Origin of the sequence: Bradyrhizobium sp. F1.4.3 (assembly GCF_040548375.1) — a bacterium.
GTDB lineage: Bacteria > Pseudomonadota > Alphaproteobacteria > Rhizobiales > Xanthobacteraceae > Bradyrhizobium.
Window position 1 is genome coordinate 264551 of sequence record NZ_JBEPRN010000002.1, and the last position, 14085, is coordinate 278635.

Here is a 14085-nt window from a genome sequence, read left to right on the forward strand (position 1 = left end):
CCGCGCGATGGGGGCTGCTCCCCCACGTCGGACACCTCTTTGCAGGCGATGCGGACGCGCTGCGCGGGGGCTATAGGCCCGCTTCCTCTGAAGCCACCATTCCGAGTGCGGTCCAGTCGAGTTCGCCGTGGCCGCGAGCGATGCCCGTGATTAGCCTGTCGCGGACGACACCGACGGATGGCATCGGGGCGCCGGCCATTTCTGCCTCGGCGAGCGCCAGGCGGACGTCTTTGAGCGCCAGCGGCATCGTCAGCCCTGGCTTGTAGCTGCCGGCAACGAGTCGGCTGCCATAGTTCTTGTGGACACGGCTGTCGAACATCGTGCCAGTCATGATGTCCACGAATTGCTGAGGGTCCTGTCCACGCTTCCGCAGCACGGTCACGATCTCACCGAGAACTTCGAGGGTCGTCGCCGTCATCATGTTGCCGAGCAGCTTGATCAGATTGGCCTGCGCGGGATCCTTCCCAATAACGAAAGTCTGCCCGAGCGAATCCGTCACCGGCCGGCAACGATCACAGGATACCGGGGCACCTGCCACGATGACGGAGAGCTGGCGCGCTCTCGCCGCATCGGGGTTACCGAACACGGGGGCAGCGACATAGCCTTGACCGCGACGCTCGTGCTCGAGCAGGAGCGCGGCCGAGGCCCCGGTGCTGATGGTGCTCATCGACAGATGGATCACGCCGGGTCGTAACGATTCCGAGATTCCGAACTGTCCAAAGAAAACATTCCGCACGGCAGCGTCGTCGGGCAGCATGGTGATGATGATGTCGCTGTCGAACAAGTCCGGCCGACGGGTTGTAGCCACAACGCCGAGCGCCTGGAGGTCGTTGATGCGCTCCGGCCGGCGCACATAGGCGCACAGCTCGCGACCATCGGCCGCGAGATTGGCCGCCATGGCTGTCCCCATCAGGCCAAGCCCGATGAATCCGATTTTGGGTGACATCCACCGATCAACCTGCGGATTGCCATTCGTAGCCCGTTCATCGACATCGTCCAGCATGGCGGCTCGTTCTCTCGATAGCGTATCGTGGAACGTAGGGAGACGGTCAGGGAATGTCGTCTAAAATCGATTTCATTGTTGGGAGAAGCACGGTCGGACCTGCCTGGTGCGGCTTGAGCGCGGCCGCGCACGGTTCGCCTCGGATCCCCTAAGCTCTTTAAACTGCTATTTAATGGCACCGCCTTGGAGGAGGGACTATGTCTCTCGTTGACGGTCCTGCCGCGCTTTGCCAAGGCGGCGTGACCCGGAGCGGGCGGCGCTACGCCGAATCGGTGGGGTAGCGTGGTCCGGCTCGTTCAACGCGGCGATCGGGGCGGTGGCCTATGACTTTGCCAATGCGCGAGCATATGATTTCCCACCGGCTGGCTGGGCAATTTGGCACACCTGAGATCGAACTGATGATGAAGGTTCTTCTGATCGAAGACGACGGCGGAACGGCTGAGGAGATCGTGGCCGAGCTGAGCGAGCTAGGGTTTGAGGTCGAATGGGCGTCAAACGGAATTGACGGCCTCGACAAGGCCCGAGCGTTGCACCCCGACGTCCTGATCGTCGATCGCATGCTGCCCGGCATGGACGGCCTTACAATCATCGAGGCGTTGCGCAAGGAGCAGGTTGGCACCCCGGTGCTGGTGCTGAGCGCGCTCGGCGCCGTCGACGATCGGGTGCGGGGCCTGCGAAGCGGCGGAGACGATTACCTGACGAAGCCATTCGCCGTCGTGGAGCTCGTAGCAAGAATAGAAGCCTTGCTTCGTCGTCCCGCGGACAGTCGGGGAACGACGTTGCGAGTCGGTCCTCTCGAGCTCGATCTTATCGAGCGTACCGCCCGGCGTGGCGAACGGGAGATCGATCTGTTGCCACGCGAATTCCGCCTCCTCGAATACATGATGCGGCGAAGTGATCAGTTGTTGACTCGCGCGATGTTGCTAGAAGAAGTCTGGAACTACAAATTCGTCCCGGCCACGACCAATCTGGTCGACGTGCATATGGGCCGCCTGCGGCACAAGGTCGACGGCCCCGGGGAACCCCAGATGATTCACAATGTCCGGGGCTCCGGGTTCATTCTGCGGGCGCAGCAATAGGCGCGCCAGCGCCGTAGTCCGGCGATCGGATGAAGTACGGACAACAACCGGCCAGATTGATGCGCCAGCTCCAGCTTATACGCTCGAATACCTTCCGGTGGGCTACGGCGGTGGCCGTTGTATTCGCCATCTTCATGATCGTGCTGTTCGGCTTCATTTACTGGAAGATCGACGGCTATCTGATCACGCGTTCCGATCGCATGATCGCTCAACAACTCAATTTCATGGCGACCCTGCCGCGCGACCGACGCGCTGATGCAATCTCAGACCATCTCGGCCAGGATTCCCGTGGCGTCCAGTATGCGGGATTGTTCGATCCTTCCGGCAACCGGCTTGCCGGCAATCTCCAGGGCCTGCCGCAAGGCTTCAGGGTCGATGGGGGGGCTCAAGCCGCGAGGGTTTCGCGAGTTGATCAATCGCCGGGGGGCGATCCGCTGATACGGGCGGTCGGCCGGCGTCTGGAAAACGGCGACGTCCTCATATTGGGACGGAATGTCGACGAGACCCGCGAGATATCAAGCGTCGTGGGACAAGCCCTCGCGCTCGGACTGCTGCCGACGCTGTGTCTTTGCCTGTTGACCGGAGCCTGGTTGAGCGTGCGCGCCCAAAGGCGTGTCGAGGAGGTCAATCAGCGGGTGCAGCGCATCATTGCCGGTGACCTCCGGGAGCGCCTTCCACATCGAAATGTCGACGATCCGCTCTCCAGACTGGCCATCATCGTGAACGGCATGCTCGATGAAATGGAAACGATGATCAACGCGCTGGCCGGCGTTGGCAACGATATTGCGCACGATCTACGAACCCCGCTGACACGCGCCCGCTTGTCCCTGGAACGCGGGCGCACGCACGCCACCAGCCTGGAGCAACTTCAGATGGTCGCGGACAAGGCGATTGGAGGCATCGACCAGTCACTCTCGATCGTCACCGCGCTCCTGCGCTTGACGGAGATAGAGAACAGCCGGCGTTCGGCCGGGTTCGGCAATGTTGCGCTCGACGAGATCTTGCATGAAGTCTGTGACGTCTACGAACCGATCGCCGAGGACAAGAGCATCGAGCTTGGTGTGGATATCGACCGCAAGCTGCACGTTTGGGGCGACCGGGATCTTTTGTTCGAGGCTGTGGCGAATCTCGTCGACAACGCCATCAAGTTCACGCCGGCTGGCGGGAAGGTCGGTCTGGACCTATTGCGGGGTGACAAGGAAACCATCGTGTGCGTGACCGATACCGGGCCGGGCATCGGCGAGAGGGAGCGTGAAGCCGTGCTGCGACGGTTTTATCGCTCCGACAAGATGCGCAACACGCCTGGTGTCGGGCTCGGCCTTAGCCTGGCGGCGGCCATCGTCAAGCTGCATGGCTTCCGGCTGGTTGTCCATTCCGGCTCCGGAGGCCAGATCGAGATCGCTTGCCCTGACAAGGCGAATGGGCCAAATCTGTCGCAGATATGACGGTTGCGCGGGCAGATGCGGCGCTACCGTCCAGCCTTGCCGAAAATCAGGTCTGATTGGGACGCGCCGGTCGGCCGGCCAATCACGATCGTGCCGTGATTCAGCGCCTGGTGACACGAATTGCAGGCCTCGCTGAGCTCGTCATAGGCCTTGCCAAAATCGGCGTCATCTCGCCGATCGATCGCACCCTTCAGGTCCTCGAGCGGTTGCTTGGTGACGGACTCGATCATGTCGGGAAGTGAGCTGTTCTGCTCGATAGGATGCGCGCGTCCGAGCCGGCCAAACGCCCCGCGGAGATTGCCCAGTTCGTAAGCAGCAAAATCCCAGTCGCCGGCCTCCTTGGCACGCCATATCCGCTCGTGCCTGGGTTGAATCGTGCCGATCATCATGTCGCTGATGCTCGGCACATACGTCGTCGATTGAGCGGCGGAGTCGCCGCCTGTTGCCCCGGCAAGAGCACCGGGCAAGCTGACAAGAACGGCTGTTAGCAGGAACACAATAGAAGCCGACGGCACGCCAAGCGCCAGCGAGCTGTTCGATATGGCAGAAAATGGACCGAGGTTCATGGCGGCTGTTCCGAACGGGTAGGCCGACCAAGTGAGTTTGGGGGAAACTCACTCTCCCTGCCTGCCTTTTAGCGTTAGCCTTTCATATCGTCGTCGCTCGCCGATTACTCTTTCGAATTCGCACGGAGAAGAACGATTCGATGACTTCAGGTTAATAGGCGGCGATCACATCCAGTTCATCCGTGACGGCGTATCTTGCGCCGGCCCACATGACTTGTAAGACCTTATTACCAAGGCCGTTCACACCGTAGGCCGTGTTGTTGATGTTCGTGTTGTTGAACGTTTGGCAGCCCTGGCAACGAAAGTTCCCCGCGATATCTGTGAACGCGGTCTGCGGCTCGCTGGGCGCCACATAGCGAATGTATTCGTAACCCGCATACAGCTTCAGCGGCACGGTCATGTATTTTGCTATGTTCTCGCCATAACCACCGAACTGCCAGAGCGCCGCTGCTCGGACGTGGTCCAAGAAGTTGATCCAATATTTTAGCGAGGTTGTGTGTCCAGCCGCTTGCTCGTCGTGATTGATCGATGCCAGGCGATGATGCGTCGGTCGAACTCCAGGATTTGGGCCTTCAACGTCCGCAATTGACTGCCGAGAGCAGCAAGACATGCGCGGGCCGCCTCCGGGAGCCGGCGGTCAGCTGTATCGGCGACGACTTCCAGCAATTGCTCGACACCCCGGCGCCCCGACCGGGGCGACAATCCCGAACTCGGCAAGATAGGTGCGGATTGAATTGATGACGGCAGTCTGCTGGCGGATGAAGAGATGGCGCGCGCGATAAAGCATCAGACGGCTCTGTTGCTAGACCGTCTTGGTCGGCACGAATCGCATGTTGGGTCTCGTGGCCGCCTCGCAAATCGCCTCCGCGTCCGTGGTGTCGTTCTTCTGCCGCTTGGGGTAGGGCTTCACATAGGCCGGAGGCATCAACCGCACCGTACGCCCCAACGCCTGCAGTTCGCGGGACCACTAGTGGGATGACGCGCAAGCCTCGATCCCACCAGGCACGGGCGGCAACTTCCCACCAGGGGCGAGGCGGGCCTGTTCCGAGGCCGTCTCGACCACACGTCGGTTCGGTCGCTACGAGGCTGGCTTGGGTGTAGCTGAGGCACCAGCCGATGAGACGCGCCACACCGCGTTGCCGACGTCGTCGGCAATCAGCAGTCCGCCACTGCGATCCACGGCGAGGCCGACAGGCCGGCCGTGGGTGTGGTTGTTCGCATCGAGGAAGCCAGTGACGACGTCCTGCGCTGGGCCGGAAGGTTTGCCATCCCTGAAGGGGACGAAGACCACCTTGTAGCCGTTGAGGGGTGTTCGATCCCAGCTGCCGTGCTCTCCGACGAAGGCGCCGCTCTGATAGTTCGCAGGAAGATTGTGGCCGGAGGACATGGCAAATCCCAGGGGAGCCACGTGGGAGCTGAGCGCGTAGTCCGGCACGATCGCTTTGGCGACCAGATCGGGCCGTTGCGGCTGAACGCGCGGATCGAGATGCTGACCATAATAGCTGTACGGCCAGCCGTAAAACCCGCCATCCTGCACTGAGGTGAGATAGTCCGGCACCAGGTCGGGTCCGATCTCGTCGCGTTCGTTGGCAATCGCCCACAGCTTGCCGGTCATCGGCTCCCACTGTAGCCCCGTCGGATTGCGCATGCCGCTGGCGAAGATGCGGTGAGCACCGGTGGCGCGATCAACCTCCCAGATGGCGGCGCGCTCGTACTCGGCTTGGAGCCCGTTTTCTGCGATATTGCTGTTCGACCCGACGCCGACATAAAGCTTGGATCCGTCTGGGCTCGCCAGGAGGCTCTTCGTCCAATGGTGATCGATCGGGCCGCCCGGCAGATCGGTCAGCTTGGTACCTTTGGCGGTGATGCTGGTCTGCCCGTCCTGATACGGATAGCGCATGATCGCGTCCGTATTTGCGACGTAGAGATCGTGACCAACCAGCGCTACGCCGAACGGAGAATTGAGGTGATCCAGAAACACCGACCGTACGTCGGGAATGCCATCGCCATTGGTGTCGCGGAGCAATGTGATTCGGTTGGCGTCCTTCGCCTTGGCGCCGGCGAACGACTGCACCACGCCGGTGATCAGATCCTTGGGACGGAAAATCGGCGCCTTTGGACCGTTGCTCTCGACGACGAGCACGTCGCCGTTCGGCAAAACGTAAACCGACCGCGGGTGCTGCAGCCCTGTGGCAAGCGCATGGACCTGCATTCCCTGCGGTACCTTGGGTGTCTCGGATTCCCACCCCACCGGTGTCGCAATCCGGATCGGTGGCAGCAGATATTGATGTAGCGGGGGCAGCACGGGATTTGCGCCGATCTGCAGTTTCGGATCACCTCCAGTATCGTTACAGCCGGCCAGACCCAATCCGGCGACAGCGGCCATGATGGCAGCAACCCGCGGCAAGCTCGTCTTGATTTCGGTCATGCCTTTGCTCCGATGCGATAGCGATAGGTCAACGTCCAGCCGGGGGAGATCGCGAAAAGCAGAACAACGAGGACAACACCCGAGAGGGTTAGCCCCGTGGGAACGACCGCGGTATAGCCGTCCCGGCTATGGACAAGGACATTGAGGATGGACAGCACGACCGCGGCAGCGTAGGCAAATGCGCGGATCCATGCCGGTCTTTGGTTTCGAAAGAGATCGACCATCGTAGCCAGCGCGACGAGCGCGGCCATGACCAGTCCTCCCGCGATCAGCCAGACGGAAAACCGGTACCACATCACTTCGGCGGTCCTCCAATAGGCCAGGTCGGTCGCGAATGCCGCCGCAAAGTAAGCGATCGGGAATGGCACCAGAATCTGATGAATGGGTCGACTGAGTGAACCGGCCCCTCGTCGGCTGCCGAGACCGGCAATTTCCGGCTTAGTCATGCTCGTACGCTCCCTGCATTGAGTTGGCTGTCATCAAGTCGAGCATCGCGATTCACGCGGCGCTATCGGCCTGGTTGGGCTTGCCTCCGATATCGTCGTCGACCATCGAATGATCTTTCGAATTCGCACGCAGCGGCTCGAATCGATTGCCCGGAAGCACTGTCGTGCGATCAAGAAAATGCGATCGCGGCACAGAAAACATCTGTCGGGAGGCAAGGCTATCTGAGCGGGCACGGTAACTGGAAAGGCGCAGCAATGATCGGCGATGGTCCGCTTCAGCAGCGTGCGAAGCTTCTCTGGTGCGGCGGAAATCCCACGCTTTCATCGAGATATGTGGCCGAGGAGAGGGCGATAGCGCTCACCTTTGGCGGATCTACCAACGCCGTGATGATGGCCACGCCGGCCGATCTCGAGGATTTCGGAGTCGGCTTTGCCTTGACGGAAGGGATCATCGACCAGGCCGACGAGATCGCCAGCATCGAGATCGTGGAGAGCAGCCTCGGGATCGAGGTTCAAATGTGGCTGGACCGATGCCGGGCGGACGAACTCTCGGCGCGCCGCCGGGCCATGGTCGGTCCGGTCGGCTGCGGATTATGCGGCATCGAAAGCCTGGAGCAGGCCTGTCCCGCGCCACGGCATGTATCGAGCGCGGCGACCTTTCGCGCGCGCGACCTGTTGAACGCCATGAGTGCGCTCGCTCCCCTGCAGGAGCTCAATCAGAAGACGCGGGGCGTACACGCCGCGGCTTTCTGGCAACCGCACAAGGGCATAGGTCTGGTGCGGGAAGACGTCGGCCGTCACAACGCACTCGACAAGCTCGCCGGTGCGCTCGTGCGGGAAAACACGGCGCGGGCAGGCGGCGCGATTCTTCTGACAAGCCGCGTGTCGGTCGAGATGGTGCAGAAAACCGCGCGGATCGGCGCTCCTGTCCTCGTCGCAGTCTCGGCACCGACCTCTCTCGCAGTTGAGACAGCCGATCAGGCGGGCATCACGTTGATCGCGGTCGCCCGTTCAGACGGATATGAGATCTTTACCCATCCCGATCGCCTGATCTTTTCCGACTTCCCGACTGTCGCGGCCTGAAAGGCCGCTCGCGCCCACGGGATCGCGCCGCCGTCTGGACCGGCTCCCGCGTGCAAATGCGCAAAATCCATTCGCTGCGGAAAAGGCCGCGGTGAAGCGGCTCCTACCTGCATCAAGGCGGGATCAACGCGAGGCCCGTGAGGGGAAGAGGATAGTTCACATGGATGCAACGGCACTTCTGCTGTCGCGGATACAGTTCGGCTTCACCATCTCATTTCACATCATATTCCCGGCCTTCACGATCGGTCTTGCGGCCTGGCTGACCGTCCTCGAAGCAATGCACATGCGAACGGGCCGTCACGTCTATCAAGCGCTGTTCGAATTCTGGCTCAAGATCTTCGGCGTCGCCTTCGGCATGGGCGTCGTCTCGGGCGTCGTCATGGGATTCCAGTTCGGAACCAACTGGAGCGTCCTGGCGAAGATGTCCGGGCCTATCCAGGGTCCGCTTCTCTCCTACGAGACCTTCACGGCGTTCATGTTGGAAGCCAGCTTCTTCGGCGTCCTCGTGTTCGGACGCAAGCGAGTGCCGCCAGGGTTCTATCTGTTCTCCACTGCGATGGTGTCGCTCGGAACCACGTTGTCCGCCTTCTGGATCATGGCCAACAACAGCTGGATGCAGGTGCCGGTCGGCTACCTCCTCCAGAACGGCTACTTCGTGCCGGACGATTGGACGAAGATCATCTTCAATTCGGTCGTATGGTCGCGCTTTCCGCACATGCTGCTGGCGGCCTATCTCACGGGGGCATTCTGCGTTGCCGCGACCGGTGCATGGTACGTGCTGAGTGGCGACAATTATGCCGAGTCCAGGGTGATGCTGCGGATGGGATTGTTCCTCGCAGCGCTCCTGATCCCCGCGCAGCTCGTGTTCGGCCATCTGGTCGGCGACTACGTTCACGACTACCAGCCGGCAAAGTTCGCAGCCATCGAGGGCCGCTGGCATGACGAGCAGCCTACGAGCGAAGTGCTGATCGGGCTGCCCGATCCGGCGACTGAAAGCAACAAATACGAGATCAAGGTGCCGATTCTCGGAAGCATCATCGCCAGCTCGAGCCTGACCTCGAAAGAAGTGGGCTTGGCCGATTTCGCGCCGCAGGATTGCCCGCCGGTGCTGATACCGTTCGTGACGTTCCGCATCATGGTCGGCTGCGGGCTGATCATGCTCGCGATCGCGTGGTTCGGATCCTATCTGAGCATCAAGCGACGCCTGCGCCGGAACCGCCTCATGCTCTGGGCAATCTTTCTCAATTTTCCGCTTCCGTTCATCGCCATTCTCACGGGCTGGTATGTTGCCGAGGTCGGACGACAGCCCTGGGCGATCTACGGATTGCTGCGGACGGTGGACGCCGTGACGCCGTTCCTGACGGCGCCGGCGGCCATGACCTCGCTCCTGCTGTTCGGCGCGGTTTATCTCTTCATCTTCTCGTTCGGCACATTCTACATCTATCGGCTCTTGCGCACCGGTCCGACGCGCCTCGTCGTCGAGCCGCCGCACGGCGCCTCTCCAAACCGTCCGATGTCGCTCGCCGACTCGGAACTCATTCAGAGCGCAGGAGAATAGAGATGGTCTTGTTCTGGGTTGCTCTTCTTGCCATCAGCATATCGATCTATCTGCTGCTCGACGGATTCGATCTCGGGGTCGGCATGTTGTTCGCTCTCGCCGGCAGCGAGGCGGATCGCGACACGATGCTCGACACTGTCGCGCCGGTCTGGGACGGCAATGAGACCTGGCTCGTCGTTGCCGGCGTGATCCTGTGGGGCGCCTTTCCTCTCGTCTATGCCACGCTGCTGTCGGCCTTCTATCTGCCGGTCATCATCATGCTGCTTGGGCTGATCCTGCGCGGCGTTGCCTTCGAGTTTCGCCACAGGGCGGCGCGGAAGTTTCGCTGGATCTGGGACGTGAGCTTCGTGGGCGGGTCGTTCGCCGCGAGCTTCATGCAAGGCGTGACGGTCGGAGCCCTGGTGCAGGGCCTGAAGTTCGCCAACGGGGCCTATGTCGGCGGCGTTTTGGGCTGGCTGAGCCCGTTCTCGCTGTTGTGCGGCATCGGGCTGTGTCTGGGCTACGCTCTTCTGGGCGCCAGCTGGCTGGTGCAAAAGTGCGAGTCGGGCGTCCGTGATACGGCTCGTCGCCAGATACCGGGGCTGGCGCTCGCCGTCCTGGCGTTCCTGATCATCGTCTTCGCGCACGCCCTGATCGAGAACCTTCCGATCATGCATCGCTGGCTCGACAGGCCCTATCTGTTTGCATTTCCAGCCGTCGGCGCCGTGGCCGCGGTCGTGCTGGCCAGCAGCATCCTCCATCACAACGATCGCTGGCCGTTCGTTGCCGTCGCCGTCATCTTCATCGCGGCGTTTGGAACGCTGGCACTGTCCTTCTGGCCTTACATGATCCCGTTTGCCATCACGGTCGACGAGGCGGCCGCGCCTCACGCCAGTCTCGCCTTCATGTTCTGGGGCGAGGGCCTCTTCGTCTTCCCCTTGATGGTGCTGTATGTCGCGATCGGCTATCGGGTGTTCAGAGGCAAGGTGGGGACGACGCCCGGTCACTAGGACCCTTGGGTCTTATCCGCGGAAGCGCTCGCGATACTCGCTGGGACCGGTACCAATGCGTCTCAGAAAGGCTCGGCGCATCACGTCGGGATTTGCAAAGCCGCAGCTCGATGCGACGCGTTGCAACGGCCTGTCGGTATCCTCGAGCAGACGTCGTGCCGAATCCACCCGCGCCATCTCGACGAAGTCGGCCGGCGTCATTCCAGCCTCCTCCTGGAAGACGCGGGTAAAATTGCGCACGCTCATCGCGACTCGCGAGGCAAGCGTCTTCACCGTGAGATCGAGGGGCAAATGATCGAGGATCCAGCGCTGGATCGCCTGGATGCGCCCTTCGGTCGCGACCTGCGCGGCAAGATGGGCGCTGAATTGCGACTGGCCGCCGGGGCGCTTCAAGAAGACGACCAGGCGACGCGCAACGGAGAGCGCAACATCGCGCCCGTGGTCGTCCTCAATCAGCTTCAGTGCGAGGTCGATTCCGGCCGTGACGCCGGCCGAGGTCCATAGCGCACCATCCTGCACGAAGATATGATCCGGCACGACGTTGGCGGCCGGAAATCTCTCCGCCAGTTCAGCGGCATGCTGCCAATGCGTCGTCACGTTGAAACCGTCGAGCAATCCGGCGGCGCCGAGAAAGAAGGCGCCGGTGCAGACGGAGCCGTGGCGGCGGCTGCGCGGCGCGTGCCGTCGTAGCCAGGCATGGAGAGGCGAATCCGTGTAAGCGCGGGCGTAGTCGGGAGTGCCGGCGACCAGCAGCGTATCGATCGGTTGCTCGTCTTCAAAGATCGAGCCGTGGGTCAAAATCGACATCGCTCCAGCCGTCACGGCTCGATCCGGGCCGATCGACAACAGGCGCACATCGTAGTTGCATCTGTCGGGAGCCTGCCGATTGGCTTCCAGAAAGGCATCCAGAGGACCGGAAATGTCCAGCGATTGCGCGTTCGGCGGCACAATAATCGCGATTGGCGTGCCAGTCATCTCGTTCTCCCCCATCGCAAGGCTTGGGCGTCCCACAGGTCGCCCTAGCCAGTTGCGTCAGACCCAGCCGCTCAATTCACGGCGTACAACTGCCTCGATCACGCGCATTCCATCGTCGCTGTCGTTCAGGCAATCGACGCGAGCGAATGCTTCGCCGCCTTCGCCGAAGAAGTATCTCGCGTTTTCCCCCCCCCGATTTCCTCGATCGTCTCCAGACAATCGGCCGAGAAACCGGGAGTTATGACTGCGATTCGCCTGGCGCCCTTCGCCGCAAGCGCTTTTATGGTCTCGTCCGTATACGGTTTCAACCATTCCGCACGACCGAAGCGCGACTGGAACGTGACGATCAGGCGTTCCTGCGGTAGCCCCAAGCGTGTCCGAAGGAGGTCCGCGGTCCTGTGGCAATGGGCATAGTATGGATCGCCCGCGATATGAGTACTGAGCGGCATGCCGTGGAAGGATGCGACGATGACGTCCGGTTCGAAACCGGAGTTGAGGAGCGGCAACCCGCAGTGCCGGCTGATTTCGCATGGATGCGAGCATCTCGAAGAGCTTGTCGCATGCCGTCGCGCTCGTGGCGGCCGAATATTGCGGATAGAGCGGGACGAAGAGGATGCGCTCGCATCCCCTGACCGCGAGCCGCTCGGTGGCGGCTTTCAGGGATGGGTTTCCGTAACGCATCCCCCAGTCGACGATGACGTTGGATTTCGAGTCGCCAAGAAGACCGTCACGGATAGATTGTTGCAGCTTCACTGCCTGCGACCTCGTGATGGTTTTGAGCGGACTCTCGTTCCGGTCGCGGTTCCAGATCGTTGCGTAATCCTCTCCCTTTCGTCGTGCTCGCGTCGTCAGAATCAGGGCATTCAAAATGAAGAGCCAGAGTAGTCTGGGCGCTTCAATCACCCTTCGATCGGACAAGAACTCGGCGAGATATCGCCTGACCGATCAATAGTCCGTGCCGTCCGGAGTGCCGAGATTGCTCAGGAGCACGCCGATTTTCGGAGATGTCGTTCTTTCGCGGATTTCGGATTGCGGCGGTGCCATGTCAGTCTCTTCACAGGGTGAACTCTCGGTCAGCCAGGACCTGAGGCGAAGACGAAATCGGTTTTGCGGTGTTTCGGGCTGCACTCAGCCAGCGCCAACTGTGAGGCCGCCAGACGATTCCGAATGTTGATATTTCCTCGCGAAGGGCAGGCCGAGCTCCCGCCAGATCCAGACCATTGCGTCGGCCAGCTCCTCGATGAGCCGACTATCGTGTCCCGGGGTCGGTGTGATTCGCAGCCGTTCAGTGCCTCGGGGCACCGTCGGGTAGTTGATCGGCTGAATGTAGATGCCGCATCGATGGAGCAGGAGCTCGCTCGCCCATCTGCACAACTCGGGATCGCCCACCATCACGGGGACGATGTGTGTATCGGTGGGCACTACAGGCAATCCGGACCTGCGCAAAGCCGCTTTTGTCGCTGCGACTGCCTGTCGGTGCCGGGCGCGCTCGCAGTCCGATGCCTTGAGGTGAGCTATCGAGGCTTTGGCCGCCGCAGCAATCGCAGGCGGAAGCGCAGTCGTGAAGATAAATCCCGGCGCATGGGACCGCACCGCGTCGATGACCGCGCCGTGCCCCGCAATATAACCGCCGAGCGTGCCGAAGGCCTTGGCGAGCGTCCCTTCGATGATGTCAACCCGATCCATGACGCCGTCCCGTTCGGCGATGCCGGCACCGCGCGGCCCGTACATCCCGACCGCGTGCACCTCATCGAGATACGTCAGCGCGCCGTAGCGATCCGCGAGCTCGCAGATCTCCTTGATCGGCGCGACGTCTCCGTCCATGGAGTAGACGCTCTCAAAGACGATCAATTTCGGGCGGTTTTCTGCAGCACGCGAGAGTAGTTGCTCCAGATGATTAAGATCGTTGTGACGCCAGATCTGCTTGGCGCAGCCGGCCGAGCGTACCCCTTCGATCATGGAATTGTGATTGAGTGCATCCGACAGGATGAGGCAGTCCGGGAGGAGCTTGGCAATTGTGGCGATGCCGGTTTGGTTCGAGACATAGCCCGACGTGAAGACGAGGGCGGCCTGTTTGCCGTGCAAGTCCGCAATCTCGGCCTCCAGCTCGACGAGTGTACAGTTTGTCCCCGAGATGTTGCGCGTACCGCCTGCACCCGCTCCCATGCTGCGCGCGGTGGTGCACATGGCTTCGATGACTTTCGGATGCTGACCCATGCTGAGGTAGTCGTTCGAGCACCAGACGACGACATCTCGCATGCCGTCCGGGCCATTCCAAACGGCATGGGGAAACTGCCCCGCTTTCCGCTTCAGGTCGACGAACACACGATACCGCTGTTCGCGCTTGAGAGCGCTGATGGCGTGCTCGAAACTGCCGATATAGTCGAACATGATCGAAATCCTCATGAGAGCAGCCCAACCAGCGCGCCCCACGGCGCGGACCGGTGTCGCTTCCCAGCGCCCGCGCCGATTGGCGCGGGCGCCCCGTTCAGCGGTCTCACCGCCTTCTGACG

Annotated in this window: 14 protein-coding genes and 1 pseudogene; 5 read left to right on the plus strand and 10 right to left on the minus strand. The window is 61.7% G+C overall.

The features are described from left to right. Positions 1 to 70: 70 nt before the first annotated feature. Positions 71 to 1003, minus strand: a complete 933-nt coding sequence (locus ABIB73_RS08695; RefSeq protein ID WP_354223060.1) for an NAD(P)-dependent oxidoreductase — start codon at positions 1001 to 1003, stop codon at positions 71 to 73. A 398-nt stretch (positions 1004 to 1401) separates the two neighbouring features. Here ABIB73_RS08695 and ABIB73_RS08700 point away from each other — a divergent pair, with 398 nt between their 5' ends. Together ABIB73_RS08700 and ABIB73_RS08705 are read left to right on the plus strand one after the other, a co-directional pair. Continuing rightward, positions 1402 to 2082, plus strand: coding sequence for a response regulator transcription factor (locus ABIB73_RS08700; RefSeq protein WP_354224239.1), 681 nt, complete (start codon positions 1402 to 1404; stop codon positions 2080 to 2082). A gap of 59 nt (positions 2083 to 2141) precedes the next feature. Next, positions 2142 to 3527, plus strand: coding sequence for a sensor histidine kinase (locus ABIB73_RS08705; RefSeq protein ID WP_502918417.1), 1386 nt, complete (start codon positions 2142 to 2144; stop codon positions 3525 to 3527). Between the two features lie 23 nt (positions 3528 to 3550). Here the strand turns inward: ABIB73_RS08705 and ABIB73_RS08710 are convergent, their stop codons facing one another. The 6 genes from ABIB73_RS08710 to ABIB73_RS08735 all read right to left on the minus strand — a co-directional run bounded on the left by ABIB73_RS08710 (position 3551) and on the right by ABIB73_RS08735 (position 7292). After that, entirely contained in the window at positions 3551 to 4093 is a 543-nt protein-coding gene (locus ABIB73_RS08710; RefSeq protein WP_354223064.1) for a cytochrome family protein, read from the minus strand. Between the two features lie 151 nt (positions 4094 to 4244). After that, on the minus strand, positions 4245 to 4559 hold the full coding sequence (locus tag ABIB73_RS08715; protein WP_354223066.1) for a hypothetical protein: 315 nt from the start codon (positions 4557 to 4559) through the stop codon (positions 4245 to 4247). Between the two features lie 336 nt (positions 4560 to 4895). After that, positions 4896 to 5018 (minus strand): hypothetical protein, encoded by a 123-nt coding sequence (locus tag ABIB73_RS37575; protein ID WP_502918406.1) that lies wholly within the window; start codon positions 5016 to 5018, stop codon positions 4896 to 4898. Positions 5019 to 5171: 153 nt separating this feature from the next. Then, the gene (locus tag ABIB73_RS08725) at positions 5172 to 6479 is read right to left on the minus strand and encodes a PQQ-dependent sugar dehydrogenase (RefSeq protein ID WP_354223068.1); all 1308 of its coding nucleotides are present in this window, start codon (positions 6477 to 6479) and stop codon (positions 5172 to 5174) included. A 38-nt stretch (positions 6480 to 6517) separates the two neighbouring features. Beyond that, entirely contained in the window at positions 6518 to 6967 is a 450-nt protein-coding gene (locus tag ABIB73_RS08730) for a DUF2231 domain-containing protein (protein WP_354223070.1), read from the minus strand. Positions 6968 to 7019: 52 nt separating this feature from the next. Beyond that, entirely contained in the window at positions 7020 to 7292 is a 273-nt protein-coding gene (locus ABIB73_RS08735; protein ID WP_354224291.1) for a hypothetical protein, read from the minus strand. Between ABIB73_RS08735 and fdhD the strand changes: the two genes are divergently transcribed. The 3 genes from fdhD (at position 7223) to cydB (ending at position 10597) form a co-directional block, all read left to right on the plus strand. Beyond that, the gene (gene fdhD, locus ABIB73_RS08740; protein ID WP_354224241.1) at positions 7223 to 8050 is read left to right on the plus strand and encodes a formate dehydrogenase accessory sulfurtransferase FdhD; all 828 of its coding nucleotides are present in this window, start codon (positions 7223 to 7225) and stop codon (positions 8048 to 8050) included. The genes ABIB73_RS08735 and fdhD overlap by 70 nt on opposite strands. A 160-nt stretch (positions 8051 to 8210) precedes the next feature. Then, on the plus strand, positions 8211 to 9608 hold the full coding sequence (locus tag ABIB73_RS08745; protein ID WP_354223072.1) for a cytochrome ubiquinol oxidase subunit I: 1398 nt from the start codon (positions 8211 to 8213) through the stop codon (positions 9606 to 9608). Positions 9609 to 9610: 2 nt separating this feature from the next. Then, positions 9611 to 10597 carry a cytochrome d ubiquinol oxidase subunit II gene (gene cydB / locus ABIB73_RS08750; protein ID WP_354223074.1) on the plus strand — a complete coding sequence of 329 codons (987 nt, stop codon included), beginning with the start codon at positions 9611 to 9613 and terminating at the stop codon, positions 10595 to 10597. A 12-nt stretch (positions 10598 to 10609) separates the two neighbouring features. Here the strand turns inward: cydB and ABIB73_RS08755 are convergent, their stop codons facing one another. From ABIB73_RS08755 to hemA, 3 genes and pseudogenes are all read right to left on the minus strand, one after another. Beyond that, a complete protein-coding gene (locus tag ABIB73_RS08755) occupies positions 10610 to 11572 on the minus strand; it encodes a GlxA family transcriptional regulator (protein ID WP_354223076.1) in 963 nt (320 codons plus the stop codon). A gap of 57 nt (positions 11573 to 11629) precedes the next feature. Then, a pseudogene (locus ABIB73_RS08760) lies at positions 11630 to 12616 on the minus strand (ferrochelatase). A gap of 84 nt (positions 12617 to 12700) precedes the next feature. Continuing rightward, entirely contained in the window at positions 12701 to 13963 is a 1263-nt protein-coding gene (gene hemA / locus ABIB73_RS08765; protein WP_354223078.1) for a 5-aminolevulinate synthase, read from the minus strand. Between the last annotated feature and the right edge of the window lie 122 nt (positions 13964 to 14085).

Coding starts and splice junctions, on each gene's coding strand:
- ABIB73_RS08695 (WP_354223060.1), bottom strand. CDS start 1,003: ATGCTGGACGATGTCGATGAACGGGCTACGAATGGCAATCCGCAGGTT.
- ABIB73_RS08700 (WP_354224239.1), top strand. CDS start 1,402: ATGATGAAGGTTCTTCTGATCGAAGACGACGGCGGAACGGCTGAGGAG.
- ABIB73_RS08705 (WP_502918417.1), top strand. CDS start 2,142: ATGCGCCAGCTCCAGCTTATACGCTCGAATACCTTCCGGTGGGCTACG.
- ABIB73_RS08710 (WP_354223064.1), bottom strand. CDS start 4,093: ATGAACCTCGGTCCATTTTCTGCCATATCGAACAGCTCGCTGGCGCTT.
- ABIB73_RS37575 (WP_502918406.1), bottom strand. CDS start 5,018: ATGCCTCCGGCCTATGTGAAGCCCTACCCCAAGCGGCAGAAGAACGAC.
- ABIB73_RS08725 (WP_354223068.1), bottom strand. CDS start 6,479: ATGGCCGCTGTCGCCGGATTGGGTCTGGCCGGCTGTAACGATACTGGA.
- ABIB73_RS08730 (WP_354223070.1), bottom strand. CDS start 6,967: ATGACTAAGCCGGAAATTGCCGGTCTCGGCAGCCGACGAGGGGCCGGT.
- fdhD (WP_354224241.1), top strand. CDS start 7,223: ATGATCGGCGATGGTCCGCTTCAGCAGCGTGCGAAGCTTCTCTGGTGC.
- ABIB73_RS08735 (WP_354224291.1), bottom strand. CDS start 7,292: ATGAAAGCGTGGGATTTCCGCCGCACCAGAGAAGCTTCGCACGCTGCT.
- ABIB73_RS08745 (WP_354223072.1), top strand. CDS start 8,211: ATGGATGCAACGGCACTTCTGCTGTCGCGGATACAGTTCGGCTTCACC.
- cydB (WP_354223074.1), top strand. CDS start 9,611: ATGGTCTTGTTCTGGGTTGCTCTTCTTGCCATCAGCATATCGATCTAT.
- ABIB73_RS08755 (WP_354223076.1), bottom strand. CDS start 11,572: ATGACTGGCACGCCAATCGCGATTATTGTGCCGCCGAACGCGCAATCG.
- hemA (WP_354223078.1), bottom strand. CDS start 13,963: ATGTTCGACTATATCGGCAGTTTCGAGCACGCCATCAGCGCTCTCAAG.